At 38.0% G+C, this 1,110-nt stretch carries 1 protein-coding gene and 1 pseudogene; one reads left to right on the top strand and one right to left on the bottom strand.

The window, feature by feature from the left end:
• Nucleotides 1–154: 154 nt before the first annotated feature.
• Nucleotides 155–274 carry a transposase gene (locus WFH18_RS18590; RefSeq protein WP_247144413.1) on the bottom strand — a complete coding sequence of 40 codons (120 nt, stop codon included), beginning with the start codon at nucleotides 272–274 and terminating at the stop codon, nucleotides 155–157.
• Between the two features lie 141 nt (nucleotides 275–415).
• On the opposite strand from WFH18_RS18590, the pseudogene WFH18_RS17455 reads away from it, so the two are divergent.
• Nucleotides 416–1,000: pseudogene (locus WFH18_RS17455) on the top strand (IS5 family transposase); the annotation flags it as partial.
• Nucleotides 1,001–1,110 lie beyond the last annotated feature (110 nt).

Raw genomic sequence — 1,110 nt, 5'->3', positions numbered from 1 at the left:
AGCAGATATTTCTGATACTTGCCATTTCAAGCCAATTTCTGCTTTTGAGTGGGGTAAAGTAATTTGAACCGTTAACATGTCAGTAGGAGTAGGATCTAATGGTGCAGAGCAAGATAAAGCAATAAATGCAGGTTTATTCGGTAGTGGTGAGCGATCATTTCTCTAGCTTACCATCAATTAAGCGAATCCAGTTGGATAGGGGATTTGTATTCAATCCATGTTGCAAAGCGACTGAAGCAATTGAAACGTCCGGTGCTTTACAAGCCTGAACGATCTGCTGTTTAAATTCAGCACTGCATGTTCTTCGTTTTTTCTCAAGAGATGTGATGGATGTCTAGGGTGTGTTGACACTTTTAGCTTAAAAAAATAGCGAAGTAGTAAAATCAAATCGCCAAACCCAATTTTACTATTCGCTATGCCTCGTACCATGCTGACACATCAACACTGGCAAAAGTTGAAAACTATTTTGCGTAATTTATCCATTCACCACAACTCAAATTTACGCAATTTTATTGAAGCTATTCTCTATAGAATTAGAACAGGCTGTCCGTGGCGAGATATTCCTTCCTGTTTTGGTCATTCAAACTCTATTTTCAAACGTTTTAATCGTTGGTCAAGCAGCGGTAAGTTACTTAGATTGTTCAAATTACTAGCCTCATGCCCCGATATGGAGTGGATTTTTATTGATGGCTCTCATGTACGTGCTCATCAACATTCTGCCGGCATAGCGAATCAATCTATTTCTAAAAGTGTAGGAGGAAATTCCTCAAAAATACATTTGATTCTTGATGCATATGGCAATCCTATTGATTTCATGATTACCGATGGAACCACACATGATGTTAAAGTTGCACCTGATTTAATATCAACATTAGATTTAAAAGAGACAAAAGTGTTATGCGCAGATAAAGGCTATGATTCAGAACCACTGCGTGAACAGATCAGGAAAACAGGAACTAAAGCGAATATACCAAAGAAAACGAATAGCCAATCGAACAATGTAAGCGTCCGCTGAACACACCTTATGAATTCATCCTATAAGCCTTAATTTAGTCCCCACTTAAAAACAAGTGGGGACTAAAATTTATGACTACAAATCACCAGACATCC

The sequence above is a fragment of the Acinetobacter sp. USHLN143 genome, from assembly GCF_037145695.1.
GTDB classification, from domain to species: domain Bacteria; phylum Pseudomonadota; class Gammaproteobacteria; order Pseudomonadales; family Moraxellaceae; genus Acinetobacter; species Acinetobacter fasciculus.
The sequence above is the reverse complement of the archived record's forward strand: the minus strand, read 5'-3'. Positions and strand labels throughout refer to the sequence as shown.